Here is a 19,697-nt window from a genome sequence, read left to right as displayed (position 1 = left end):
AAGAAAAAGGAACAGACAATGAAGTCAGCACATAGGAAAACCCGCCCCACCGCCTTGGCCGTCGCTGCCTTGGTTGGATTGCCGCTTGTCCTCTCCGGCTGCGGTTCCTCCTCCGCAGCATCATCCTCGGAAGCCGTCACCGAGGTCTCGGTCATGGACTACTACAACAACGAACCGGACAAGTCATTCATCGGCGATGCCCTCACTGCTTGTGGTACCAAAGCAGGGGTCACCATCAAGCGTGAGACCGTCCCCGGCAAATCACTCATATCCAAAGTGCTCCAGCAGTCGTCGTCCAAGACCCTGCCGGATGTACTGATGCTGGATAACCCTGATTTGCAGCAGATAGCCGCGACGGGTGCCCTGGCTCCCTTGGCGGACTTCAAGATCAGTACCGACAACTTTGCCGAAGGCGTCCTGAGCGCCGGAACGTACAAGGACAAGGTCTACGGACTGGCTCCCACAGTGAACACGATCGCCCTGTTCTACAACAAGGACATTCTGGATAAGGCCGGCGTTACGCCTCCCACCACTTGGGACGAACTCAAGGCCGCCGCGGCGAAACTCACCGCGGGAGACCAGTACGGGCTGGCCTTCAACGCCAACCCCACCTACGAGGGCACCTGGCAGTTCCTTCCGGTCATGTGGTCCAACGGCGGCGACGAGAAGAAGATCGACACCAAGGAGACGGAGCAGGCGCTCCAGCTGTGGACCGACCTGGTCAAGAGCGGCTCAGTATCGTCATCGGCACTGAACTGGACCCAGGCGGATGTGAAGGACCAGTTCATGGCAGGAAAGGCGGCCATGATGGTCAACGGTCCGTGGCAGATCCCGGCCCTGGACAAGCAGCCAACCCTGCAATACGGCGTCGTGAAGATCCCCGTCCGTGAAGCCGGGCAGACCGCGGTTGCCCCTCTCGGCGGTGAAGTATGGACCGTGCCCCAGACGGGAAACAAAGCCCGCCAGGCCAAGGCTGCCGAAGTGGTTGCCTGCCTGAACAGCGACGAGAACCAGTTGGCAATGGCCAAGGTCCGTAACACGATTCCGTCCAAGACCACCTTGGCCGACAAGTTCGCCAGCGAAAATCCCAAGCTCGCAACGTTTACTGAACTGATCAAGACAGCCCGCGCACGAACCGGAGAACTCGGCGAAGAATGGCCGGCTCAAGCCACCAAGATCTACACCGCCATCCAAACCGCACTGACCGGCAATGCCTCCCCCGCTGATGCCCTCAAGCAAGCCCAGGGCCAGTAAGCAGCCGGCCATGTCATTGACAACGGATGTATCTGAAACAACGGGACTCCCCCCGGGGAGCCCGCCCAAGGAGCACTCACGGGTGACCCCACGGGGTCCGCGGCGGTTTGGCCGCCAACGCAAGGAACGTTTTTTCCAGTGGCTGTTCCTCGTACCGGCCGTCATCTACATGGCATTGTTCTTCGGCTACCCCGTGGTCAAGAACGTCGTCATGAGTTTCCAGGACTACACCACGGCCACGTTCTTCACGGGTGAAGCCCCGTGGGTGGGGTTCGCCAACTACGTGACGGTACTGTCGTCGTCGTTATTCTCCACGTCGTTGCTGAATACCGCACTGTTTACCATCGGCTCCATCCTTGGGCAGTTCGTGATCGGGCTCGCATTGGCGATCTTCTTCCAGCGCAAGTTTCCGCTCAACGGCATCCTGAGGTCCCTGCTTCTTCTCCCCTGGCTGCTGCCGCTGATTGTCTCCAGCGCCGTGTGGCGTTGGATCCTGGACAAAGACAGCGGAGCACTGAACCGCTTCCTGGGAGACATCGGCATCATTGATACCGGCGTTCCATGGCTGACCAGCACGTCACTGGCCCTGATTGCCGTGGTGGGTGTGAATATCTGGATCGGTATCCCGTTCAACCTGACCATTCTTTACGGAGGTCTTCAGGAGATCCCGGATGAGCTCTACGAGGCCGGATCCCTTGATGGTGCCACCGGATGGAAATCGTTCCGGCACATCACCTGGCCCATGCTCCGCCCGGTGGTCAGCGTGGTCTTGGTACTGGGGGTCGTGTACACACTCAAGGTGCTGGACATCATCCTGGGCCTGACCAACGGGGGCCCGGCCAACTCCACCCAAACCATCGCCACGCAGTCCTACGATCTGTCGTTCCACGAGTTCAAGTTCGGTGAAGGTGCGGCTTTGGGCAACGTGCTGGTAATCATTTCCCTGGTCTTCGCGGTCTTGTACCTGCGGGCCAGCCGACGCGCCGTGGACGAGTGAGGACCCCATGACAACCGCACTGCATGCATCCATACGCCGCAAGGCAGCAAGCACCCCGGGCCGCAGGAACTGGGGCTACACGGCGCTGGCCCTGTTCTTCCTGGCCATCATGCTCTTCCCCGTGTACTGGATGGTCAACGCTTCGCTCCAGCCCAACGGCACCACCCTGGAGACCTCCTGGATCCCGTTGAAACCCGATTTCACCGGCTACGCCACGGCCATCAGCGAACAGGCAGGGAACCTCGGGACGAGCCTGATCATCTCGCTGGGCAGCGTGGCATTAAGCCTTGCCATCGCGGCCCCGGCCGCGTACGCCTTGGCCTATTTCAAGGTCCGCGGCGCCGGAATAGTCCTTTTCGCGATCCTGATCAGCCAGATGATTCCGGGGATCGTGGTGGCCAACGCCCTGTACACCGCGTACAACGACCTCGGTTTGCTCAACTCCATCCCGGGCCTGATCCTCGCGGATTCGGCGCACGGCATTCCCTTCGCGATCCTCATTATCCGCGCCTTCATGAACGGCATGCCGTCCTCGGTGATCGAAGCGGCACGGGTGGACGGCGCCGGACATCTCCGGGCGTTCTGGTCGATCGTCCTTCCGCTGAGCCGGAACTCGCTGATTACCGCGGGCCTCTTCACGTTCCTGTTCGCGTGGAGCGATTTCCTGTTCGCCCTCACCCTGACCACTACGGAGGCCGTCCGGCCGGTCACGTTGGGCATCTTCCAGTACATCGGCGCGTATGTGAACGACTGGAGTTCGGTCATGGCGACGGCGGTACTCGCCTCCATCCCGGCCATCGTCCTTTTGGTCGCGGCCCAGAAATACATTGCCGCGGGGACCACCGGCGGCGCGGTCAAGTAGACCGCCCCTCATCACTAACAAGGAGCATCACCATGTCTGACATCAAGCCCATCCGCGTCACCGTGTGGAGCGAGAACCGGCACGAGAAGCGCGACGAACTGGTCGCGAAGCGCTACCCCGAGGGAATGCACGGCGCCATCAAGGCAGGTATCGAGGAGAACCTGGGCTCCGACGTCGAGGTCCGGACAGCGACGCTGGACGAAGCGGAACACGGCCTCACCGAAGAAGTGTTGGCCTCCACCGATGTCCTCACCTGGTGGGGCCATATGTCCCATGCAGACGTCGACGACGACATCGTCGAACGCGTTCACCGGCACGTCCTGGCCGGCATGGGGCTGATCGTGCTGCACTCGGGCCACTGGTCCAAGATCTTCACCAAGCTCATGGGGACTTCCTGCACACTGCGGTGGCGCTCCGAGCAGGACCGTGAACTCGTGTGGACCGTCGACCCCACCCACCCCATCGCCAAGGGAATTCCGCACCCCATCGAGATACCCCAGCAGGAAATGTATGGCGAGTTCTTCGACATCCCCACGCCCGAAGAACTCGTGTTCATCAGCTCGTTCAGCGGCGGCGAAGTATTCCGTTCCGGGTGCACGTTCCGTCGGGGCCACGGCAAGATCTTCTTCTTCAGCCCCGGTGACCAGGACTACCCCGTCTACCACCACAAGGACATCCGAAAGGTAATCGCCAACGCCGTCGAATGGGCCGTCACCGATCGCCCGGAACGCGCCGTCCCGGAACTGCTCCGCTACGACACCAACGACTTCTTCAACGGCAAGAGCTACCAGGGAGCCAACGCGTGAACACCCCCTTTGCCACCATCCCAGACGACGGGAACCGCCTTCGCGTCATCGTTGTCGGCGCCGGAGGGATGGGCCAGGCATGGCTCCGTACCGTGGAGGAATCGACCCTGGTGGAGCTCGCCGGCATCGTTGACCTGGACCTTGAAGCCGCGCGTGCGGCTGCCGCGTCCTTGGGCCGTCCCGACCTCCCGGTCGGTGCACGCACCGCACAGTTGGCGTTCGACGTCGGCGCCCAGGCAGTCATCAACGTCACCGTCCCGGCGGCCCATCACCCGGTCACCACGGAAGCGCTGGCTGCCGGACTGCCGGTCCTCGGCGAAAAGCCCGTGGCGTCCACCGTGGCGCAGGGTCTTTCCCTGGCAGCGGCCGCGGAACTGCATGGCCAGTTGTTCATGGTCAGCCAGTCACGCCGCTACAACAAGCACCTGTTTGAGGCCAAGCATCTGTCATCGTCCGTGGGGCCGGTCGGCATCGTCTCAGCCGAGTTCTTCAAGGCACCGCACTTCGGCGGGTTCCGTGACGCGATGGACCATCCGCTCCTGCTCGACATGGCCATCCACCAATTCGACATGGCCCGCTTCCTCCTCGACGCCGATCCCGTTTCGGTGTTCTGCGAGGAATATAACCCTTCCTGGAGCTGGTATCGCGGCGATGCCGGGGCCACCGCCATCTTCGAAATGAGCGGCGGCGAGCGTTTCGTGTTCACCGGCAGCTGGTGCAGCCCGGGACAGGAAACGTCCTGGAACGCCTCGTGGCGGATCAGCGGCGAACACGGAACTGTGCTCTGGGACGGTGACACGCACCCAACTTCCTCGCTTCCCGGCACCTTCGAACCAAAACAGGATCCGGGACAGGAAATCGCTGGGTCATTGCGCGACTTCGTCTCTGCTGTCCGCACTGGAAGCAACCCCATGGGACGCGTCCACCGGAACATCATGAGCCTGGCCATGGTCGAAGCAGCCATCCTCAGCGCTTCTTCGGGTGCCCGCATCTCCGTGCATGAACTGCTGGAAGATTCCTACCAACAGGCGCTCCGCGCCGAACTGAATTCCGACGTCCGGGGGGTCCTGCAATCGTGGCCCTCGGTTCGCAACGCGTTGACGGATCAAAGCGTCAGGCTGTAGGCGGTCGACGCACGACGGCGGCAGGTCGCCGTCGTGCGTCGACGGCGGCTCGCCAGATGCGTTGACGGCAGCTCGACAGGGCGACCGGAACCCGTCAGAGGTACTCGCCGGCCCGCTCGCGGGCGATCTCAAGAAGCGTGGTGTGGAATGCCACTTCCGCCGGCGCGTACACCTTGTCCTGACGTTGGGCCAGCAGTACGCGTCGCAGGGGCGCGCCGGCGCCAAGGCCCAGTACCCTGACGTCGGGATGCTGCAGCGCCACAGCTGTCTTGGGCACCATGGCTACGCCCATTCCGACGCTCACCATGGCTTGGGCTTCCTGGTAGTCATTGGCCAGGAAACCAATGGTGGGTTCAAAGCCGGCGTCGTGTGCGGACCGCTGGAGAACCTCCACTACGGGGTGGGCATCAGCGCGGACAATCCACGACTCTTTCCTGAGTTCGCCCATGGTTACTTCGTCACGGTCGGCCAACGGATGTCCTTTGGCGACGAGGATGACGGTGCTCTCCTGGAAAACCTCGGTGGTCCTGATGGAGTCGTCTTCGAAGGGGTTCCAAGGGTAGTCCCAGAGCAGGCAGAGGCCTGTTACTCCGGACTCGAGGTCCGAAACCAACTCATCGAACCGGGCACTTCGAACCGACAGGCTGATGGCCGGGTACCTCTTCTTGAAGGCGCGGATCACCACGGGGAGGAAAGATCCCGCGAGCGTGGGAAAGGTACCAATCGTCAGGGACCCCCGCCGCAGACCCGCGATCTGGTCCAGGTCCGACTGTGCTGCCCGGATCTGCCCGACGATCTTCCGCGCATGGCCTGCCAGTACTTGGCCGGCTTCGGTGGGAACCACACCACGGGAGCGTCGGTTCAGCAGCGGCTGCCCCACCTCTTGCTCGAGCTTGCGCAATTGCTGCGATACTGCCGACGGGGTGTACATCATGGTGTCTGCCGCGGCAGTGATGGATCCCTGCTCGACAACCTCCACGAGCAAGGCGAGCCTGCGGAGATCATATAAATCACGGGCTTCATCGTTAAGCATTTCTGCACCCTTCTGAATGATTGGTTCATTCTATACACGCCCCTGCCTCTGCGCGCGGCAGAAAGCCCGATCAACTGTCCCATCTCCGATGAAGATCATCGATTCAGCCATGCTCCATCAGTGAATGAAGCGATACTACATACTCCTTCAGATATTGCACATTGTCTTCATGTGTGATCCGGCTCATGCTGATTGAAGAGTCCGCCGGGTAACGGCAGAAGGAGTGCAGGACAGATGAAGATAGAAGCGGAATGGATGCGTGGAGGCACCAGCAAGTGCTGGGTCTTCGAGACCGAAACCCTGAACGAAACGAGCATCGACCTTGACGAATTGCTTCCGCGACTTTTTGGAAGCCCCGATTCACGGCAAATCGACGGGGTGGGCGGCGCTACCTCCACCACCAGCAAGGCGATGATCCTTCGCCGCCCTTCAGACCCCTCCGTTGACGTGGAATTCACTTTCGCCCAGGTAGGGATCGAAGAAGCCACCGTGGACTGGGGCAGCAACTGCGGAAACTGCTCAGCAGTAGTGGGTCTCTATGCCATCGAAAAGGGCTGGGTCACCCCAAAAGGAGACACCACTCGAATTGTCACCCGCAATACCAACACCGGGCAGCTCATCATCCAACAGGTGGCCACTCCCTCCGGAGCCTTGCCCATCGTTCCGGACGCGCACATGCCAGGCGTTGCCTTTCCCGGTTTCAAAGTGGGCCTCGGCTTCCAGGACCCGGCAGGCAAGACCACCGGAGAGCTGCTACCCACGGGAACGGCAAGCGAAACGGTCCTTGCCGGCGGGAAATCCTGGACAGTATCGATGGTGGATGCCGGCGCCCCGGTCGTCATCGTCCGTGCCGAAGACCTCGGACTCGACATATCCCGCTACGACACGTGGACGGAACACGTGGAGCAGCATCTGGAAACACTGGACGCCATTCGCCGCCAGGCAGCAGTGCGCATGGGGATGGCAGCGACTCCTGCGCAAGCAGCCCGCGCCGTACCCAAATTGGCAATCGTCGGCGCTCCCGGCGATTCAGGTCCAGACTGCGACGTCAACGTCATGATGCTCTCCATGGGCAAGCCGCATCCAGCCTTGGCCATCACCGGCAGCATCGCCCTGACGCTCGCCGCACGCACACCCGGAACAGTACTCAACGCCATCACCGGCAACGCAGTCCATCCAACGCTGAAGCTCCGCACACCTGCCGGTGTCATCGAAACCTGGAGCGAGGAGCACCAAGGCTCCATCCTGGTAGGCGTTGACCGGACAGCCCGCACCATCGCCACCAGCATCATCCACCTCCCGGAGACTCTCGGCAACGCCGTCGAAGCCTCACTGGAAACAGCCACTCGATGAGGAGAGAACACCATGGCTAAGACTATTTACCAACCAGCTCCCGACGCCGAGAGCGATATCAAGGACGAGAGTTCCAAGCGTCCCACTACGCGCCGCCGTATCCTGCTGGTAACGGTTGCCGCTTCCGTCATCCTGGGTCTGGTCGCCATCCTGTTCGGGGGTGCCCTGTTCAACCCGGCGGCCACCCCTGAATCGGAGCCGACCATGACCGCCACGCAGATCATCCCGCTGGTCATACTCGTGTTGATGTTCGTCGTCGCCACGAAGTGGCCTTTGAACATCGGAGTGATGGGGCTGGTAGCCTCCTTCGGCGTCGGCTACTTCATGCTTGGCATGAGCGACAAGGAAATCCTTGCTGACTTCCCCGCCAACATCGTCATCACTATCATTGGCGTGACGTACTTCTTCAGCATGGCCCAGCGCAACGGCACCGTTGACATCATCGTCCAGACCTGCGTCCGGCTGGTCCGGGGCAAAACCCTGCTGCTGCCCTGGGTGTTCTTCCTTCTGGCCGCAGCCCTGACGTCACTGGGCACCTTCTCCCCCGCCGCCGTCGCCCTGCTGGCCCCCGCAGCGATCGGACTGGCCTACGAATCACGCATCCACCCCGTCCTGATGGGCGCCTTCATCATCAACGGCGCCCACGCGGGTGGATTCTCCCCGCTGTCCGTGGCCGGCGTCCTGGTTCACGACATCGCAGTGAAGAACGGCTTCCCCATCTCGCAGGGTGCGCTCTTCGGGGCAAGCTTCGCGCTCAACCTCATCCTTTCCATCCTCACCGTGGTTCTGTTCGCCCTGCTCGGAAAGCTCCGCGACGGCGCGGCCGGCCAGCACGCCGACCTCGACACGACGCGCACTGCACGCCCCCACGGCCAGCAGCTCCTCACGCTTGCACTGATTGCCGCCATGCTCGTCTGCGCCTTGGGCTTCCACATGCCCATCGGCTTCGTGGCGCTTTCCGCCGGACTTCTGCTGGCCCTGGTCAACATCAAGGAACACCGGACCTTCATCGGCGGGGTCTCCTGGTCGACCGTTCTTCTGGTCGCAGGCATGATCACCTACGTCTCACTGCTCCAGCACGTGGGTGTCATTGACACCCTCGCCGAACAAGCGCTCGCGCTCGGGGCACCGCTGCTCATCGCACTGGTCCTCTGCTACGTGATCGGCGTCGGTTCAGCTTTCGCCTCTTCCACCGCCCTCCTCACGGCTTTCATTCCTTTGGCCGGACCGCTGCTGGCAACAAGCTCGCTCAGCGCCTCGGGGACGGTGGCAGCCCTTGCCATTGCGGCAACCGTGGTGGACGTGTCCCCCTTCTCCACTGACGGAGCACTGGTTGTGGCCAACGCCCGTGAAGACGACCGCCAGCGCGTCTACAAGCAGCTCATGGCCTACGCGGGCGGCGTGGTCCTCGTCGCCCCGGCCCTGGCCTGGGCACTGCTGGTACCGACCGGAATCATGTAGGGGACTCCGGCGGCACCGAGCCTCCAAGACCCGCCGAAACAATCACTCCCGGCGGGCGTTCGGAATCACATCCTGCACACCATCGCAACAGGTAGCCCGAAGGACGGGCGCAGGACTGGATGCCAACGCACCTTTGGCAGGGCCACCACACGGTGGCCCTGCCAAATGCATGTTCAACCCCGTTCAGCTCTCCCTGGCCTTCCGTGTGGCCGCGTCATTGGCCTTCTGCAGCGCCTGCACGAGTTCGTCCTTGGACATCTTCGAACGGCCACTGATCCCAAGCTGTTGCGCCAGTTGGTATAGGTGGCCCTTGGAAGCATTGGCATCAACTCCCCCTGCCGTTGGCATGGGCGAATCGACGCCCCCTTCGGCGTGGGCGTCCGAAGGACCTCGCTCTTCCTTGGGCTCCCAGTGGTCCCCCACCTTCTCGTAACCAAGCATGCTTGGTACTTCTCGACAAGCGTCCACGGATGGCCTCTGCGCGTCCCGGTGCTGCCTGTCCTGGCTGTCCTGTTCTCCGTCAGTTGATGATCTCGCCGCGCTCGTCGGCAAGGATTGCTGCCAAGCGGTCCTTCCAGGCTTGCAGGGCCTCCGGCGCGAGCCGCGTCCAGTCCGTGACCTCACCGACCACCCTCAGCGGTGCAGTGCTCCGATAGGACCTGGTGGGATTTCCCGGAAATTTCTTGTCCGTGACGTTTGGATCGTCCTCGAACGTCCCGGTCGGCTCCACCTCGTACACCCGCGGCTCACCCTCACCGGCCGCGAGTTCCGCAGCGAGACCTGCCCCGTCCCGCAGCGCCGTGAAATAGATATGGTTCATCACTACTTCGGGACGGTAGTTCGACCTGAAGCCTGCCCGCAGCAGGTCTCCTGTGCGGAGCTTGGCTTTAGTGCCGTGAAAAAAGGGGCCAGTATCCGGAAGCTCGTTCACAGCTACAGCCTATTGGGTGGCCGGAAGGGGCGAAAAGCGCGCTTCTTTGGTCGTTTCGTCATGCCGGACGAGCGTTTTGTACCTAGGGAACTGACACTCCCGGGTTAGAGGCTTGAGGAACAGCATTACCGCCCTATCAAGGAGATCATTGTGACGACGTACAACCTGGCCCTGATTGGTTTCGGAGGCGTGAACCGCGCCTTGGCCGAGCTGATCCGCGATGAACCCGGACGATTCGCTTCCCTCGGCTTCGAGCTCCGTGTCGTAGCGATCACCGACCTGGCTTTTGGTTCGCTTGTCCAAGGTGAGGGCATCGACCTGGCCTCGGTTCTGGCCATGCCGCGAGGCTCGACCTTCGAGGGTCTCCCCGGCGGCAGCCCGGACCCGCGAAACGAGGACGTCATCAAGAACAGCCCGGCCGACATCGTCGTCGAAGCAACTTTCACCAGTCCCGTTGACGGGGAACCCGCCGTTTCGCATGTGAAGTGGGCCCTTGAGTCGGGCAAGCATGTGGTGACCACCAACAAGGGTCCTGTGGCCTTGCACGGCCAGGAACTTCGCACACTAGCAGCGGAGAACGGCGTCCGCTTCGAGTACGAAGGCGCTGTCATGAGCGGAACACCCGTCATCCGTCTGGCGCACAAGATGCTCGGAGGTCTGGAACTGAACGCGGTTCAGGGGATCCTGAACGGGACCAGCAACTACGTGCTTGGCCGCATGGAAGCCGGATTGGGCCTGGATGAAGCCATTTCCGAAGCCCAGGCTCTCGGTTATGCCGAGGCTGATCCGACCGCCGACATTGGAGGCTCCGATGTCCGGTTGAAGGTCGCGATCCTGGCCAACGAATTGCTGGGGGCAAGCATCCGCCCCGGCGATGTGGAGACCACCGGTATCCAGGACATCACCAGCGACGACGTTACCCAGGCCTTGGCGGGCGGCTCCCGGTGGAAGCTGATCGGCGAGGCACGCCGTGAAGAAGATGGCCGCATCGTCGCTACCGTCCAGCCCGTAGCCCTCCCGGCGGATCACCCGTTGGCTGGCATTTCCGGTGCCACCAATGCAGTGTCCTTCACCACCGACCTGCTCGGTGCAGTTACCGTGTCCGGCCCGGGCGCTGGTCGCGTCGAAACCGCCTACGCCCTCATTTCCGACATCATCGCCGTCGACGAATTCGCCAAAGGAGCCGTCCGTGCCTGAGACAGCCATTGCCGAGTCTCCCGTGAAAGCCGTCGCCGAGCACTTGGTGGTGCGTAACAAGTTCGACGGCGGCCCCCTGGCCACCCTGCCCCAGTGCACTGAGGCGGAGGTACGTGTCGAGCTCATCCGTGCCGCGGCCTCCGCTCCGGCAGCGGCGGCCATGCCACGCCACGAGCGTGGCAGGATTCTGGATTCCGCTGCGGAACTGTTGCAGCAGCGGTCGCAAGAGGTCGCGGAGCTGATTGTCGCCGAGGCAGGAAAAACCATCAAGCAGGCCCGCAAGGAAGTCTCCCGCGCGGTGAACACGCTCAAGCTTTCAGCGGCGGAAACCCGACGGAACGTCGGCGAAGTCGTCCCGTTCGATTCCTTCGCAGGTTCGGAGAACCGACAAGGCTGGTTCACCCGTGAACCACTTGGGCTCATCGCGGCGATTACGCCCTACAACGATGCGTTGAACCTGGTGGCCCACAAGCTCGGCCCTGCTATCGCCGGCGGCAACACGGTCATCCTCAAGCCCTCCCAGTTGACACCCTTGACCGCCATTCTCCTGGTGGACCTGTTGCGTGAGGCCGGTCTTCCCTCAGACTTCGTCACCGTTGTCCTCGGTGACCGGACAGTCGCGCAAACCATCATCTCCTCCAAGTTGGTCCGCATGGTCTCGTTCACCGGAGGATTCGCCACGGGCCGGGCCATCGCCGCGAACGCCGGAATCAAGCGCCTTTCCATGGAACTTGGTGGTAATGCCCCCGTCATCGTCTTCGACGACGCCGACATCCCAGCAGCCGTCGAGGCCAGTGTGTCCGGTTCGTTCTGGGCAGCCGGTCAGAACTGCATCGGCGCGCAGCGGATCCTTGTCCAACGCCCAGTGTTCGAGACCTTCCTGGAGGCCTTTGTCACCCAAACCGCCGCGCTGAAAACCGGCGACCCCCGCAACGAACACACCGATGTCGGACCGATGATCAGCCACGACTCCGCCGCCGAAGCGAAACGGAAGATCGATGAGGCCGTAGCGGCCGGGGCGAAACTGCTGACCGGGGGGACCCTTGACGGGCCGGTCCTCACCCCTGCCGTGCTCACCGGGGTGCCCCGGACCTGCGAGGCCTGGAGCGAGGAACTGTTCGCACCGGTCGTCCTTATTGAACCGTTCGACACCGCTGAGGAAGCCATCGAACTGGCTAACGACAGCGAGTACGCGCTGCAGGCCGGCGTGTTCACCAAGGACCTCAACCGGGCCTTGCAGACCGCCAAAGCCATCGACGCCGGCGGTGTCATGATCAACGATTCCTCCGACTACCGACACGATGCCATGCCGTTCGGCGGCTCGAAGTACGGCAGCATGGGCCGCGAAGGGGTCCACTTCGCCTACGAGGAAATGACGCAACCCAAAGTCATTGCGATCGCCTCATGAGCACCAGCACCGGACATGAAACCAGGATCAGGATCGAACGGGACAGCCTGGGCTCCTTGGCCGTTCCTACATCCGCCCTCTGGGGCATCCACACCGAACGGGCGATCCTCAATTTCCCCATCAGCGGCATCCAGCTCGGAACCCACCGTCACCTCGTCCGCGCCCTCGCGGTTGTGAAGAAGGCCGCGGCCCTGACCAACACCGAGCTGGGCCTGATCCCGGACGATATTGGCCTGGCGATCGCCTCGGCCTGCGACACAGTTGCCTCCGGCGAGGTCGACGATGCGTTCCCCGTGGACGTCATCCAGGGCGGGGCAGGAACCTCGACGAACATGAACGCCAACGAGGTCATCGCCAACCTGGCCCTGGAGTCCCTGGGCCACCCCCGGGGGTCCTACGAAGTGATCGACCCGATCGGGCACGTCAACAAATGCCAGTCCACCAACGACGTCTACCCGACAGCCGTGCGCTTGGCCCTCGTGTTCGCACTCGAAGACCTGCTGAAACAACTGGCCCTGTTGTCCGAATCGTTCGCCGAACGCGGCCACGCGTTCGCGGACATCCCCAAAATCGGACGCACGCAATTGCAGGACGCGGTGCCCATGACGCTCGGGCAGGAATTCACTGCCTTTGCTGTCACGCTCGAGGAAGACCAGCGCCGCCTTCGCGAAGCAGCCGCCCTGCTGCGCGAATGCAGCCTGGGCGCCACAGCGATCGGCACCGGCATCACTGCGGACCCGCGGTATGTGGAGCGGGTCATCGACAAGCTTTCTGCGGTCAGCGGGGTCCAGTTGACCCGTGCCCACGATTTTGTTGAAGCAACCTGGGATACCGGGGCGTTCATGACGTTCTCCGGGGCACTCAAACGCACTGCCATCAAGCTCTCCAAAATCTCCAGTGACCTGCGCCTGCTATCCAGCGGACCCCAGACAGGGCTCGCAGAGATCCGGCTGCCCCCGCGGCAAGCGGGCTCCTCGATCATGCCCGGCAAGGTCAACCCGGTCATCCCCGAGGTCATCAACCAGATTGCGTTCTTAGTCGCTGGCGCCGATGTCACTGTCACCATGGCAGCCGACAACGGACAGCTTCAGCTGAACGCGTTCGAGCCGGTCATCGCCCACGCCTTACTGCAGTCACTGAGTTGGCTGACCAACGGCTGCGACGTCCTGCGCGAGCTATGCGTCTCCGGCGTCGAAGCCAACGAAACGCTGCTTCGGTCCAGGGCACGCGCGTCCACGGCCCAGGCCACGGCGCTGCTGCCCGTCCTGGGGTACGCGGTGGCAGCCGGGGTCGCCCACAGGGCACTCGTCTCGGGGCAGAGTGTCATCGACATCGCTGTCAGTGAGGGCCTGCTCCAGCCCGAGCAGGCGGAAAGATTGATGGCCACCGATTCCTGCGGGGATGCGATCAGCGTGGTGACTGCCTGTCAATGACCGTCGAGAGTGACAACGCGGTAGTGATGTCACGGACTCCGGGCAACTCAGAAACCTGCCTCCAGATCTCCTGGATCCTTGCCGCGTCCGGAGCCTCGACCCGGACGATGAGATCGAGCTCGCCGCTTACCACATCACAGGTAGCGATTTCGGGAATGGCCCGCAGGCCGGCGATGACATCACTGCCGCGCATGCGGTCATGCCGTTGGATCATCAACACGGCATTCACGGTCCGGGTGGCCTCAGCTGCAGACTCCCTGATGGTGTAGCCCTTGATGAAGCCATCACGCTCCATCCGCTCGATCCGCTGCCGCACGGCATTGCGGGACAGGAGTACCTTCTCGCCCAGCTGCGCCAGGCTGATGCGGGCGTTGCGCCGAAGCTCCGCCAGAATCTGGGCATCTATGCCATCACGTGGGCTTCCGGGCACGGGTACTCCTGACTCAGGGTTTTGCATGTCACTGGCCGGATCCCCACGTGCGTTGGCGACGAGGGCGGCGCACAACAACATATCCCATCCGGGCAGCCCCGCCGTGCCACCGCTTCCTGATACCACCGGACAGAACGCAACGCTGTCAGTGGTGCAGTTGCATGCGTTGGAGGACGGTGGCAGAAATTTCCTCCACGGACATGGAAGCGGAGTTCACATAGGGAATGTTGTTGGCCCGGTACATGTCTTCGGCGTTGCGCAACTCAAAGGTGCATTGGTTCAGCGATGCGTAGCTGCTGCCCGGCCGGCGTTCCTGACGGATCTGGCTCAGCCGGACGGGTTGCGACGTCAGTCCAAAGCACTTGCTCGCGAAAGGCAGCAGGGGCGCAGGTAGGGACATGTTGTCGAAATCTTCCTCGACCAAGGGGAAGTTCGCGGCAAGGATGCCGTGCTGCAGGGCCAGGTACATGGTGGTCGGAGTCTTACCGCAACGGGAAGGAGCGATAAGAATCAGCTCGGCGCGTTCGAGCGCCCGAAGTGACTGGCCGTCGTCGTGTTCGATGGCATATTCGACGGCGGCCATGCGGGACTGATAGCGGACGGCATCCCCCACGCCGTGGGCCTGGCCCGGTTTTCCGTTGGCCGTTGCGCCGAGGGTCTGTTCAAGTTTCCCGATATGCGCACCGAACAGGTCGAAAAACTGCCCGCGGCTTTTGGAGAGAACCGCACGGATGTCCTGCCCGACGGCCGTGGAAAAGATGATCGGGTCAGGACCTGTGGCCGCAACCCGGTCGATCAGCGCAACGACCTCGCGCGCCTGCTCGATGGTAGTGATGAAGGGGATGGTGCGCCGCTCGAGCCGTTGGCCAGGAAACTGGGTGAGCAGCGTATTGCCGAGCGTCTCGGCCGTAATCCCGGTGCTGTCGGAGAGAAAGAACACCGTGGGGGAAGGCACGGAGCCTGCCCCCACGGTTTGATGCTCGGTCATTTAGACGGTGGGGCTGGTGACGTTGGTTGAGCGGGCCAGGCGCAGCCAGGTCTCAGTCACCGCGTCCGGGTTCAACGAGATGGAGCTGATGCCTTGCCCCAGGAGCCACTCGGCAAAGTCCGGGTGGTCGCTGGGTCCCTGACCACAGATCCCGACGTACCGTCCCTTGGCCCGGCAGGCGGCAATGGCCATTTCCAGCAGTTTGGTCACGGCCGGATTGCGCTCATCGAAGCCTTCGGCCACAAGAGCGGAGTCACGGTCGAGGCCCAAGGTGAGCTGGGTCAGGTCGTTGGAACCGATCGAGAAGCCGTCAAAGTACTCCAGGAACTCATCGGCCAGGAGCGCGTTCGCGGGCAGTTCGCACATCATCACGATCTCCAGCCCGTTTTCTCCCCGCCTCAGCCCGTTGGCCGCGAGCAGCTCGGTCACGCCGCGTGCCTCGTCGAGGGTCCGCACGAACGGAACCATGAGCTTGATATTTGTCAGGCCCATCTCGTTGCGCACAAACTTCAGTGCTTCGCATTCGAGTTCGAAGGCCTGCCGGAAGGCCGCAGAGAGATACCGGGAGGCGCCCCGGTAGCCGATCATCGGGTTTTCTTCTTCGGGTTCGAAGGCCGGACCGCCCACCAAGTTGGCGTATTCGTTCGATTTGAAGTCCGAGAGCCGGATGATCACCGGCTCCGGTGCGAAGGCCGCGGCGATGGTCGAGATGCCCTCGGCCAGGCGCTTGACGTAGTAATCGCGGGGGCCGTCGTAGGCGGCGATCTTTTCCTGGATGAGACGGACGGTGTAATCGTCCAGTGTTGCCGGGCGCTCGATCTCTCCGGCCACTGCCAGCAAGGCGTTGGGGTGGACACCGATCTGGCGGTTGATGATGAACTCCAGCCGGGCCAGGCCGACTCCATGGTTGGGGAGCTTGGCAAAACTGAATGCCTGCTCCGGGGTTCCGACGTTCATCATGATCTTCACCGGAGCCTCCGGCATGGTCTCCAGGCTGGTCTCCTGGAGCGTGTAATCCAGCAGGCCTTCATACACGAGCCCCGCTTCGCCCTCGGCACAGGACACCGTCACCGGGGCGCCGTCCTTGAGGATCTGCGAGGCGTATCCTGTGCCGACGACCGCAGGGATGCCCAGTTCGCGGGCGATGATCGCAGCGTGGCAAGTCCGCCCGCCACGGTCCGTGACGATCGCAGCAGCCTTCTTCATGATCGGTTCCCAGTCGGGGTCCGTCATGTTCGCGACAAGAACGTCGCCCTCCTGGAAGGAGGCCATCTGATCAATCGAAGACAGTACCCGGACCTGGCCGGCGCCTATGCGCTGACCGATCGCGCGCCCCTCGACCAAGACTGTGGACCGCTCGGTGAGCGTGTAGCGGGACGTGACGCCCGCTGCCTTGCGTGACTCAACCGTTTCCGGGCGGGCCTGCAGGATGTAGAGCTCCCCATCCACACCGTCCTTGCCCCACTCGATGTCCATGGGACGGCCATAGTGCCGCTCGATCGCCACGGCATGGCGGGCAAGCTGCTCGACCTCCGCGTCGGTCAGGCTGAACCGGCTCCGGGAATCCTGCGGCACGGGGATGAAGTCGACGGTCCGGCCGACCTCTTCGGATTCCGTGTACACCATCTGCACGGCCTTCCCGCCCAGACCGCGCTTGAGAACTGCCGGCCGGCCTTCCGCCAAGGCAGGCTTGTAGACATAGAACTCGTCAGGGTTCACTGCCCCCTGGACCACAGCTTCCCCCAGTCCGTAAGACGACGTGATGAACACGGCGTCGGTGAAGCCGGTTTCGGTGTCCATGGTGAACATGACGCCGGAGGCGCCGACGTCGGAACGAACCATCCGCTGAATACCGGCAGAGAGCGCTACTTCCGAATGCGTGAATCCATGGTGGACCCGGTAGGCAATCGCCCTGTCGTTGTACAGCGACGCGAAGACGTCCTTGATCGCGTGCAGGATGTTTCCGATTCCACGGATGTTCAGGAATGTCTCCTGTTGCCCGGCAAAGGAAGCATCGGGGAGGTCCTCGGCCGTGGCGCTGGAACGCACCGCCCACGACACGTCCGCACCATGCTCCCCGGTCAGGCGCTCATAGGCGGTCCGGATGTCTTCTTCCAAACCCGCGGGGAACGGGGTCTCCCGGATCAGGGTACGGATTTCCTGGCCAACCTTGGCCAAAGCGGCGACGTCGCCGCTGTCCAGGCCCTCAAGAATCTGTTCAATCCTCGCATCCAGCTTCGACTCCGCCAGGAAACGGCGGTAAGCGTCCGCCGTCGTCGCGAAACCGCCCGGAACCTTCACCCCTGCAGAGGCGAGATTTCGAACCATTTCCCCAAGCGATGCATTTTTGCCGCCAACCTGGTCAAGGTCGGACAAGCCAAGCTCAGAAAACCAAAGAACGTTAGTCATAAATTGTGTCCTCCATTGGGCACGCTCTGACAAGCGCTAAAAAAACTAGGTCTTGCAAGGATCAGGGTCGCTGGGGCTGGATGCAAACAAATGTGACACGTTCAACAGAAATGGACGGTAACGGGAGATCGCCCACCCATGACGTCAAGGGAAACCGGCTTGCGGCCCCTTCTGTCGGTTCCAGGGAGCCCATTTGGACCAGGGCGTAGTGTTGGCGGTGGACGAAAGGAGCACTTCATGAAGAAAATCCTCATGGTACTGACCAGCGTTTCGGAGCTCGGTGATACGGGCGAAAAGACCGGCTACAACGTGGCCGAAGCCGCACATCCGTGGAAGGTCTTCAAGGATTCGGGCCACTTCGTCGATTTTGCTTCCATCAAGGGCGGCCAGCCTCCCAGCGACGTAGTAGACACCGATGATCCCGTCCAGGTTGCTTTCACGCAGGACGAGACGACGCGCGCCGGGCTCTACAACACTGCCCGCGTCGACGTCATAGACCCGGAGCAATATGATGCCGTCTACCTCGTGGGAGGTCACGGCACCATGTGGGATTTCCCCGACAGTGAAGGACTGCAGCGGCTGGTAGCGAGCGTTTACGACGCCGGTGGCTTGGTGGGCGCTGTCTGTCATGGTCCCGCCGGGCTGCTGAATGTGGAATTGAAGGATGGTTTCCGGCTCGTCCAGGGTCGGGACGTGGCCGCATTCACCAACGACGAAGAAGTTGCCGCCGGGAAGGACAAGGTCATCCCGTTCTTTCTTGCCGACCGTTTGGAAGAACAGGGAGCGCACCATGTCTCCGCAGGTGTCTTTGAAGAGAAAGTCGTCGTGGATGAACGGCTGGTAACCGGACAGAATCCTGCCTCGGCAGCTGGTGTGGCGAAGGAAATGGAGAAGCTCTTCGCCGAGGTTATCCACCATGAAAAAGCTGAGGAGCAGCACGAGGCGGAAGCGCTGCGCGCTGAGAAGGACGCGGAAAAGGACGCCAAAAAGAAAGCGGCGGCCGACGCCGGACACTAGGTAGCAGCATTCGACCGAACGGCCCTCCCAAGTGGGGGCCGTTCCGTCTGCCGAAGTTGCTGTCGCTCACTGCAGGACGCACTCGGCGGCCGGGCAGTTGGCCGTAAATCTGAAGGCGGCGTTGCCTTCAGCGACCGTGAACTGACCGCGGTGACAGCCGCCGTCGGGTATCTCTTCACCCGTCGGTTTAAGGTTGGGGTAACAGTCAGAGCGCGATTGTCTTGAAAATGACTGTCTTGAAAAAACAGGAATGGTTGTCCTTGGTGCAGCCGAGCCATCACATGAGAGGTGACACAGCGTGCCTGAAGTGACCTCAGCGCCAGGGCACGGTCCCCACGGCGACCTGTGTTCTGCATTCCTCGAGGAACTGCCCATCGCCGGAGCGTCAGTGTCGATATTCGGAGGTTCTGCGGCCGAAACCCTGATGTGCGCATCCGACGCTACAGCTGCGCGGCTTGATGAGCTTCAGTACGATCTTGGAGACGGACCACGGTGGGATGTTTTCCGTACCCATCTGCCGGTCATGATCAACGATCTGAGCCACGCTGGAGTCCGCTCGTGGCCCGCCTTTGCAGAAGCAGCAAGCAGTACTGATGCAGAGGCGCTCTTCGTGTTCCCCTTGCTGGCCGGCGACCTGGTTATCGGCGTCGTGGAACTTTACTGCACCTCACCGCGCGAACTCAGCACTGAGCAGGGCGCCCGTGCCGCCCGGATTGCCAACCGGACGGCATGGACATTGCTGCGGGGATTACTGCCGGACGGTGACACCGGGACTGCCACCGTTCCGCTGGCACGGCGGGAAATCCACCAGGCTACCGGGATGGTGCTGGTCCAGACAGGAAGCACCGCCGACGAAGCGTTGCTGCTGCTGCGAGGCCACGCCTTCGCCAGCGGACGTTCTTTGCAGGACACCGCAATGGACGTCGTGAACAGGCGGCTTGATTTCACGCCGGCAGCGGGCGCCAGTGATACCGGCCCACAGTAAAATGCTGAC

The 19,697-nt window shown here is 62.4% G+C and carries 17 protein-coding genes and 1 pseudogene; 12 read left to right on the top strand and 6 right to left on the bottom strand.

The window, feature by feature from the left end:
• The first annotated feature begins 18 nt into the window (after positions 1-18).
• The 5 genes from ACNAOU_RS10345 to ACNAOU_RS10325 are packed head-to-tail and all read left to right on the top strand — an operon-like array spanning position 19 to position 5,043.
• Positions 19-1,254, top strand: a complete 1,236-nt coding sequence (locus tag ACNAOU_RS10345; RefSeq protein WP_422758600.1) for a sugar ABC transporter substrate-binding protein — start codon at positions 19-21, stop codon at positions 1,252-1,254.
• A 10-nt stretch (positions 1,255-1,264) separates the two neighbouring features.
• Entirely contained in the window at positions 1,265-2,251 is a 987-nt protein-coding gene (locus ACNAOU_RS10340) for a carbohydrate ABC transporter permease (protein WP_422758599.1), read from the top strand.
• 7 nt (positions 2,252-2,258) lie between these two features.
• Complete coding sequence (locus ACNAOU_RS10335) at positions 2,259-3,113, top strand: carbohydrate ABC transporter permease (protein ID WP_422758598.1); 855 nt, start codon at positions 2,259-2,261, stop codon at positions 3,111-3,113.
• A 32-nt stretch (positions 3,114-3,145) separates the two neighbouring features.
• Complete coding sequence (locus tag ACNAOU_RS10330; RefSeq protein ID WP_422758597.1) at positions 3,146-3,919, top strand: ThuA domain-containing protein; 774 nt, start codon at positions 3,146-3,148, stop codon at positions 3,917-3,919.
• Positions 3,916-5,043 (top strand): Gfo/Idh/MocA family protein, encoded by a 1,128-nt coding sequence (locus ACNAOU_RS10325; protein WP_422758596.1) that lies wholly within the window; start codon positions 3,916-3,918, stop codon positions 5,041-5,043. Before ACNAOU_RS10330 ends, ACNAOU_RS10325 begins: the two co-directional genes overlap by 4 nt.
• A 94-nt stretch (positions 5,044-5,137) precedes the next feature.
• Here ACNAOU_RS10325 and ACNAOU_RS10320 read toward each other — a convergent pair whose 3' ends face one another.
• A complete protein-coding gene (locus ACNAOU_RS10320) occupies positions 5,138-6,076 on the bottom strand; it encodes a LysR family transcriptional regulator (RefSeq protein ID WP_018779668.1) in 939 nt (312 codons plus the stop codon).
• A 234-nt stretch (positions 6,077-6,310) separates the two neighbouring features.
• Between ACNAOU_RS10320 and ACNAOU_RS10315 the strand changes: the two genes are divergently transcribed.
• Positions 6,311-7,429, top strand: coding sequence for a PrpF domain-containing protein (locus ACNAOU_RS10315; RefSeq protein ID WP_039241094.1), 1,119 nt, complete (start codon positions 6,311-6,313; stop codon positions 7,427-7,429).
• 12 nt (positions 7,430-7,441) lie between these two features.
• On the top strand, positions 7,442-8,890 hold the full coding sequence (locus ACNAOU_RS10310) for an SLC13 family permease (protein ID WP_422758595.1): 1,449 nt from the start codon (positions 7,442-7,444) through the stop codon (positions 8,888-8,890).
• Positions 8,891-9,073: 183 nt separating this feature from the next.
• Here ACNAOU_RS10310 and ACNAOU_RS10305 read toward each other — a convergent pair.
• Together ACNAOU_RS10305 and arr are read right to left on the bottom strand one after the other, a co-directional pair.
• Positions 9,074-9,325 (bottom strand): annotated as a pseudogene (locus tag ACNAOU_RS10305) (Rho termination factor N-terminal domain-containing protein); the annotation flags it as partial.
• Between the two features lie 85 nt (positions 9,326-9,410).
• Positions 9,411-9,821, bottom strand: coding sequence for an NAD(+)--rifampin ADP-ribosyltransferase (arr, locus tag ACNAOU_RS10300; protein WP_079581264.1), 411 nt, complete (start codon positions 9,819-9,821; stop codon positions 9,411-9,413).
• Positions 9,822-9,971: 150 nt separating this feature from the next.
• On the opposite strand from arr, the gene ACNAOU_RS10295 reads away from it, so the two are divergent.
• Genes ACNAOU_RS10295 through ACNAOU_RS10285 form a run of 3 tightly spaced genes read left to right on the top strand, consistent with a single transcriptional unit; the run spans position 9,972 to position 13,859 of the window.
• Positions 9,972-11,018, top strand: coding sequence for a homoserine dehydrogenase (locus ACNAOU_RS10295; RefSeq protein ID WP_189075638.1), 1,047 nt, complete (start codon positions 9,972-9,974; stop codon positions 11,016-11,018).
• Entirely contained in the window at positions 11,011-12,426 is a 1,416-nt protein-coding gene (locus ACNAOU_RS10290) for an aldehyde dehydrogenase family protein (protein WP_422758594.1), read from the top strand. The genes ACNAOU_RS10295 and ACNAOU_RS10290 overlap by 8 nt, the downstream gene beginning before the upstream one ends.
• The gene (locus ACNAOU_RS10285; RefSeq protein ID WP_422758593.1) at positions 12,423-13,859 is read left to right on the top strand and encodes an aspartate ammonia-lyase; all 1,437 of its coding nucleotides are present in this window, start codon (positions 12,423-12,425) and stop codon (positions 13,857-13,859) included. Before ACNAOU_RS10290 ends, ACNAOU_RS10285 begins: the two co-directional genes overlap by 4 nt.
• Here ACNAOU_RS10285 and ACNAOU_RS10280 read toward each other — a convergent pair.
• The 3 genes from ACNAOU_RS10280 to ppsA all read right to left on the bottom strand — a co-directional run bounded on the left by ACNAOU_RS10280 (position 13,834) and on the right by ppsA (position 17,686).
• Positions 13,834-14,289, bottom strand: a complete 456-nt coding sequence (locus ACNAOU_RS10280; protein ID WP_422758592.1) for an Lrp/AsnC family transcriptional regulator — start codon at positions 14,287-14,289, stop codon at positions 13,834-13,836. The two genes, ACNAOU_RS10285 and ACNAOU_RS10280, sit on opposite strands and share 26 nt — an antisense overlap.
• A gap of 145 nt (positions 14,290-14,434) precedes the next feature.
• Complete coding sequence (locus ACNAOU_RS10275) at positions 14,435-15,277, bottom strand: pyruvate, water dikinase regulatory protein (protein WP_035734266.1); 843 nt, start codon at positions 15,275-15,277, stop codon at positions 14,435-14,437.
• Positions 15,278-17,686: a phosphoenolpyruvate synthase gene (gene ppsA, locus ACNAOU_RS10270; protein WP_422758591.1), complete on the bottom strand. Its 2,409-nt coding sequence runs from the start codon at positions 17,684-17,686 to the stop codon at positions 15,278-15,280.
• Between the two features lie 237 nt (positions 17,687-17,923).
• Between ppsA and ACNAOU_RS10265 the strand changes: the two genes are divergently transcribed.
• Positions 17,924-18,703 carry a type 1 glutamine amidotransferase domain-containing protein gene (locus ACNAOU_RS10265; RefSeq protein WP_193590482.1) on the top strand — a complete coding sequence of 260 codons (780 nt, stop codon included), beginning with the start codon at positions 17,924-17,926 and terminating at the stop codon, positions 18,701-18,703.
• A 298-nt stretch (positions 18,704-19,001) separates the two neighbouring features.
• Positions 19,002-19,688, top strand: a complete 687-nt coding sequence (locus ACNAOU_RS10260; protein ID WP_082924747.1) for a GAF and ANTAR domain-containing protein — start codon at positions 19,002-19,004, stop codon at positions 19,686-19,688.
• Positions 19,689-19,697 lie beyond the last annotated feature (9 nt).

The sequence above is a fragment of the Paenarthrobacter sp. C1 genome (genome assembly GCF_049315185.1).
GTDB lineage: Bacteria > Actinomycetota > Actinomycetes > Actinomycetales > Micrococcaceae > Arthrobacter > Arthrobacter nicotinovorans.
Note: the sequence above shows the minus strand (reverse complement) of the source record. Positions and strands in the feature narration are given on the sequence as shown.